6 protein-coding genes are annotated in these 6,182 nt (G+C 50.6%); 4 read left to right on the top strand and 2 right to left on the bottom strand.

Annotation, left to right across the window (positions count from 1 at the left end; genetic code table 11):
• Window positions 1–939: acyltransferase (locus QN370_RS20255; protein ID WP_323581812.1), on the top strand; the 939-nt coding region annotated here is incomplete at its 5' end.
• A gap of 520 nt (window positions 940–1,459) precedes the next feature.
• Here the strand turns inward: QN370_RS20255 and QN370_RS20770 are convergent.
• Window positions 1,460–1,750, bottom strand: a complete 291-nt coding sequence (locus QN370_RS20770) for a hypothetical protein (RefSeq protein ID WP_416347713.1) — start codon at window positions 1,748–1,750, stop codon at window positions 1,460–1,462.
• 556 nt (window positions 1,751–2,306) lie between these two features.
• On the opposite strand from QN370_RS20770, the gene istA reads away from it, so the two are divergent.
• The 3 genes from istA to QN370_RS20235 are packed head-to-tail and all read left to right on the top strand — an operon-like array spanning window position 2,307 to window position 4,897.
• Entirely contained in the window at window positions 2,307–3,836 is a 1,530-nt protein-coding gene (istA, locus tag QN370_RS20245) for an IS21 family transposase (RefSeq protein WP_323581810.1), read from the top strand.
• Between the two features lie 15 nt (window positions 3,837–3,851).
• Window positions 3,852–4,616: an IS21-like element helper ATPase IstB gene (gene istB / locus QN370_RS20240; protein WP_323581809.1), complete on the top strand. Its 765-nt coding sequence runs from the start codon at window positions 3,852–3,854 to the stop codon at window positions 4,614–4,616.
• 26 nt (window positions 4,617–4,642) lie between these two features.
• Entirely contained in the window at window positions 4,643–4,897 is a 255-nt protein-coding gene (locus QN370_RS20235) for a hypothetical protein (RefSeq protein WP_323581808.1), read from the top strand.
• Between the two features lie 281 nt (window positions 4,898–5,178).
• Here QN370_RS20235 and QN370_RS20230 read toward each other — a convergent pair.
• Window positions 5,179–6,182 (bottom strand): acyltransferase (locus QN370_RS20230; protein WP_323581807.1); only part of this gene is annotated, 1,004 nt, incomplete at its 5' end.

Genomic DNA, 6,182 nt, shown 5'->3' with positions numbered 1-6,182 from the left:
ATATTAAGTGGATTTTTAGTTGCAGGAAGTTTAGAGCGATGCAGAAGTTTAGTATCATTTTTAGGTCTTCGCATCATAAGAATAATTCCGGCCCTCGCCGTTGAAGTACTCTTGTGCGCTTTAATTCTGGGACCTTTTTTTACAACTCTTCCTTTAGTTGATTATCTTCTAAATCCTAATTTCCATAAATATTTTTTAAATATAATTGGCGATATACATTATTATTTACCTGGCGTTTTTGAAGAAAATAAAAGTACTCAAGTAAATGGACAACTATGGACTGTCCCATGGGAGTTAGCGTGTTATGTTGCAATTTCCCTAATCGTAATAATGGGGGGATATAAAAACAAGTTCGGTCTCACTAGCGTCGTAGTTATTGGCTACATTATGGAGCTCTTGCAATATTTTTATTCTAGCAAAATTGAAAACGTAGCTACTGGTCAAATTACCTTGCTTTGCTTCATAACAGGTCTATGGTTTTATCGCAATAAAGAAAAAATTCCTTACTCGAAAAAATTATTTATTTTTTCATTGTTCACTTGCATCATACTTATAACAACCTCCAATTGTATACGATTCTTACCTTTACCACTTGCGTATATTACTGTTTATTTGGGGTTAACTAATCCGAAACGGAGTGCCATAATCCTAAATGGTGATTATTCTTACGGCATATACCTATATGGATACGCTATTCAACAGGCTGTATTCTCTATTTCACCTATATTTAATATTTGGTATTTTAATTTACTTGTTTCATTACCTCTTGTAATTTTGATAGCGTACTTATCATGGCATTTCGTTGAATTACCCGTGCTGCAAAGAAAAGGATTCCTCAAAAAAATTGAGGATAACGTCATGGATCAGCACTTAGTAAAGAATTATGAATATATTAAGTTCTTTTTCGCTATTAGAAATATGACACCTATGAAAAGGTAAATTTAATTGTCCAATTTCTGAAGTCAGAATCTTCTAAAAGTTTAATTTTAACAAGATCGCAATGTCGATGAAGCAAGTTATTTTTTGGGTTCTATGCCGTTTTGTATGGAACTCGTCGCCCATCCCGATATTGCGTTATGCAAACCCCACGTGACACCGCTGGCGCAAACAGGCCCTTCGACAGGTGGATAATCTTGCCCATACGTAGCTAAGCGATGGTCTAAAAATGGTGACGGTGCAAAAGCCACGTATAGCTGTTTTGGTTTACTGAAGCCGTCCATTCATCGCTTCCACATACGCATTGCTGCACCTGTCGAGCATACCGCGCACGGATAACGTGCAGACGCGCCGCCAGTGTGCTTGCCAGTCGTTTGAACAGCTCAAGCCGTCAGCGTCGCGCCCATAAAATCCAGCGAAATAAAGCTGACTCGGCCAGTTGCTCACAGTTGCCCTTCACACCTTGGGCGTAGATGTGGCGCGGTGATTGCATGAGCCACCAAGCCCGGGCACATTGCAGATGTTAATGTTGTAAGTAATGCATGGCGTTGGTGTCTTTCGACTCCCGTCGGTCGGATTTTTGCACATGCTCCACAACAAAGCCTTGTTTGGCCTCCAGGTCATGTATGACCGTCACGCAGTCTTGTCCGCGCTTGAGGCTGGTTTCATCGATGCCGATGACGCGCACATCAGTCATGATTTCCTGTTCGCGCGCGGCAGCTATATAGTGAGCAACGCGTCGCCACAAGCGTTTCGAAGCGACCCGCAATTTTACAGCCGCCTGCGCCACCGGCAAGTACTGGCACAGCGACAATGCCAGTGCTTCGAACCGCAAAGTGAAACCGTTGCCAGGTCGTGCCCACGGTACATCGACTTGCGTCGTCTTGCCGCACGCGATACACGCAACGCAGGGTACTTCGGCGTGATGCCTTGCTTCGTATTGGAAAAAATCGAAATGATGTCAGCTCCGGCGAGGCAGGTCGTGAATGCCTTGCGCGCTAAGGCCGCAGGCCAGGCAATCACGTTGCTGTGCCAGACAACTAACGTCAAAATCGACGCGCCGCCTCTCGGTCAAAATTTCAACTTGCGTGGCCTGCCACTGGCGGGCAAACCGAGGACACTGGTTAATAAGTGGGTATTCCGGTCCATCGTGACCAGCCATTCCGGTTGAACGTGACCGACGATTCCGGCGGATCGTGACCGCGGATTCCGGTCGAACGTGACCGATTTCAGGACCGTACCGGTTTGACCGGTCACGATACCGGAATCGTCGGTCACGATACCGGACCGGCGTCGTACTGCAACGCCATGGTGTTACGCAACGAACCCACCACGCGGGTAGGCTGCCAGCTATTTGTCTGGAGCCGTGTATGCCCGCAGCAAGGATTACGATGCGTAAAATCAAGGATGTCCTGCGTCTAAAGCTCGACGCCAAGCTCTCTCATGAACAGATCGCCGCGGCCCTGCGATTATCCAAAGGGGTCGTCGCCAAGTACGTCAGTTTGGCGGCGGCAGCCGGTTTGGACTGGCCCGCCGTGCGGGCCAGCGACGAAGGCGCGCTAGAACGGATGCTGCTGGTGGCACCCCAACGTCCGCGGGCCCATGTGCAACCGGACTACGGTCAACTGCATCACGAACTGCGCCGCAAAGGCGTCACGCTGGCGCTGCTGTGGGAGGAGTACCAGATCGATCATGCCGATCGGCAGACCTACAGTTATTCACAGTTCTGCGAGAATTTCCGCTGCTTTGCCCGGCAACTCAAACGCTCGATGCGGCAAATCCACCGTGCCGGCGAGAAGCTCTTTATTGACTACGCCGGACCAACGATTGCCCTAATAGGTGGCGGACGGGCGCACATCTTCGTCGCTGCATTGGGCGCGTCTTCCTACACCTTTGCCTGGGCCACACCAACTGAAACCATGGCTGACTGGCTCGATGCGACCGGCCGCGCCCTTGAGTTCATCGGCGGCGTGCCGCAGCTGATCGTGCCAGACAATCCCCGCGCCATGATTGCCAATCCGGATCGCTACGAACCGCGCGCCAACGATACCGTGCTCGACTTTGCACGCCATTACGGTACCTCCGTGCTGCCGGCACGGCCACGCCATCCGCAAGACAAGGCCAAGGCCGAATCGGCCGTGCAGATCGTCGAACGCTGGATCATGGCGCGCCTGCGTCATCAGGCTTTTGCCAGCGTCGACGACGTCAACCTGGCGATGGCGCCGCTATTGACACGGCTCAATGCCAAGCTATTCCAGAAGCTGCCAGGCAGCCGGGCCAGTGCTTTCGCTGCACTGGATCAACCAGCGTTGTTGCCGCTACCGTTACAGCGTTACGAGATCGCCCGGTTCAAGACCGTACGTGTCCATGTCGACTATCACGTCGAAGTTGATAGCCATCGTTACAGCGTACCGCATGCTCTGGTGGGCCAAGTCCTCGAAGCTCGCCTGACGCTGTGTGCCGTGGAGTTACTGCATCGAGGGCAGCGGGTCGCCTGTCATGCGCGCTCACCCCGTCCGGGTGACTTCACGACCGTGCCGGGGCACATGCCTGCGGCACACCGCGCCCATCTCGCCTGGACCCCGGAACGTCTGATTCACTGGGGACAAAGCATTGGCCCGGCCACCGCTGTGGCGGTCACCCGGTTGCTGGAAGAACGCAAGCATCCCGAGCATGGCTACCGCGCTTGCCTTGGCTTGCTGTCGCTGTCGAAGCGCTATGGCAAGGCACGACTGGAAGCCGCCTGCAGCTTTGCGCTGCACATTGGTGCCTGCCAGTATCGCCATGTGCGCGACATTCTGGCCAACAACCGCGACCAAACTCGCCCCAACGAGGACGCCAGCACGGGCTGGGTCAGCCCCGAGCACGCGCATCTGCGCGGCCCGTCCTACTACCAATAACGACAAGGGATTTCCATGATGATGCACACCACACTGGCGCAATTGCGCACCTTGAAACTGGAAGGTCTGGCCTGCGCGCTCGAAGAGCAGTTGGCCTTACCAGGCATGACGGCGATGAGCTTTGAGGAGCGTCTCGCCTTGCTGGTCGACCGCGAAATTCACATGCGCAATGACCGCAAACTGCTCCGTCTACTCACGCAGGCGAAACTCAAATATGCCCAAGCCACCATCGAGGATATCGCGACCCGTCCGGCGCGCGGCGTTGACCGTGCGGCCGTAATGAGTCTGGCATTAGGCGACTGGGTCACGGCCGGACACAGCGTTCTGATCACCGGCCCGACCGGGGCCGGCAAGTCCTGGCTGGGCTGTGCGCTGGCCCAGTACGCCTGCCGGCGCGGCTACTCGGCACTCTATCAACGGGTACCCCGTCTACAAGAAGAACTGCGTATCCGCCACGCCAGCGGCACCTTCGGCAAATGGTTGCTGCAGGTCGCCAAGACCGATGTGCTGATTCTTGACGACTGGGGCATGGGCACCATCGACAGTACCACCCGGTCAGACTTGCTCGAACTCATCGACGACCGGGCCGGTCACAAGGCCACCATCCTGACCAGCCAGTTGCCTATTGATCATTGGCATGCCTGGATCGGCGATGCCACGATTGCCGATGCCATCCTCGACCGCATCCTGCAGCGCCATCACCGTTTCACCCTGACCGGAGATTCGCTGCGCCAATCCGCCCCAAAGACAGCGACCAAATCTACCGACGTGACACTGTAACGACACCTATAACAGGAGCATGGACCATGGCAAAAACCGCAGCACAACGGCAAGCCGCCTACCGGGCTCGTCGCCCGTTCGAAGGAGAAAACGGCAATGGCCAACGGCGTCTTCAAGGATGGATCGCCACTCGATCTGCTCTGGCGCTGGAGCGCCTGGCACGCCGTTACGCTGTCACGAAGCAGACCATGATGGAGCGGCTGATCAACGCCGAAGACGATCGCCTTATGGCTCAGCTCAGCCCTGACACACCGGACTGGGATGCCTATGTCGGCAAATAGCCCGTAACGCTGTAACGAGCAATGCAAAATACGTTCAACAAGAGAAAAAAGGAGGAATTACCGCTCCATCGTGACCGGTCGCATTACAATTTGAGCGCGTAACACCATGCCATGCGCAGCGGTCACGCTCGACCGGAATGAGCGGTCACGTTGACCGGAATACGCATCGGATAAAAATCGATCGATTAAGCCATACCAAGTTCCACTGATAACGGCATAGAACCTTATTCAGAGATTCCTTGATAACATAATCATCATAATAAGATGATGAATTTGTCATTTCAAGTCTGCTTCTTTAATAATATTTTCTTATATATAAAAGATTCAAAAAATCCAATTATCTTACCAACTGTCGACTCGAATAATCCTCTCCAAAAGAATGCTAATTTCTTTTCAATAATTAGATGCATAAAGGTTGCCATCAGAAGCACTAATAATAAAATAGAAAACGTCACAAGCACCTTATTTTGTTCCGTTGCAAACTTGCCGAGAAGCATGTATCCAATGTGTGCATGTATAAGATAAACCGGATACGTGAGGCCGCCTAGAAATTTAGCCTGGGTAATACTGTATTCGCCCGCTTTTGTAATACTAATTACAACGAAGAAAATGAAGAATAATAAGATTACTGTTCCTATGATGACTCGAGAAAATTCATAACCAATCGCTACTTTTATTCCTACGCCTGTTGAAAAAAATATGCAATTCACCATACAAACAAGTAAAGATAAGATCACCCAAGGAGTAGGACGATCCTTTAACATAGCTAACAAAGCCCCTGCACCAAAGTAGCAAAAATACCCTCCAGAAAAGGGAATCGATAGCTTTCCGAAATAACTACTCAAAGAGAAAAGGATCGGCCACAGGAGGAAAAATAAAGATAACTTTTCACCTTTTCCGAAGATTAAGAAAACTAAAATCAGCGAATAAAAAAGAACTTCTAATTTTAGGGTCCAGTAGACACCATCAATATATTCAAATCCTAAGGTCGGTGCGAATATGGTTGAATTCGCGAAAAATTGTCCTAAACCTACTCCCATTCTCTCGCCACCTAAAATATAAGAGAAGCATGTAGTTAGAACAATCGCAAACCAATATGACGGTAATAAGCGGAGAGCTCTTGCAACTGCGAAATCTTTTGCAGATTTGTTTCTAGATGAATAAAATATCACATACCCGCTAATCATCAGAAAGAACTCTACACCTAAGGAACCGCTGAATAAAGCCGAACCCAAGAATGAAAATGGCTGATTCCGCCTCCAGCAAATTTTATTCTCGAAAAAGT

Source organism: Actimicrobium sp. CCI2.3, from assembly GCF_035019065.1.
Lineage (GTDB): Bacteria > Pseudomonadota > Gammaproteobacteria > Burkholderiales > Burkholderiaceae_D > Actimicrobium.
Note: the sequence above shows the minus strand (reverse complement) of the source record. Positions and strands in the feature narration are given on the sequence as shown.

Bases quoted from the DNA above. Each gene is read 5' to 3' on its own strand.
- istA (WP_323581810.1), top strand. From the start codon at position 2,307: ATGCCCGCAGCAAGGATTACGATGCGTAAAATCAAGGATGTCCTGCGT.
- istB (WP_323581809.1), top strand. From the start codon at position 3,852: ATGATGATGCACACCACACTGGCGCAATTGCGCACCTTGAAACTGGAA.
- QN370_RS20235 (WP_323581808.1), top strand. From the start codon at position 4,643: ATGGCAAAAACCGCAGCACAACGGCAAGCCGCCTACCGGGCTCGTCGC.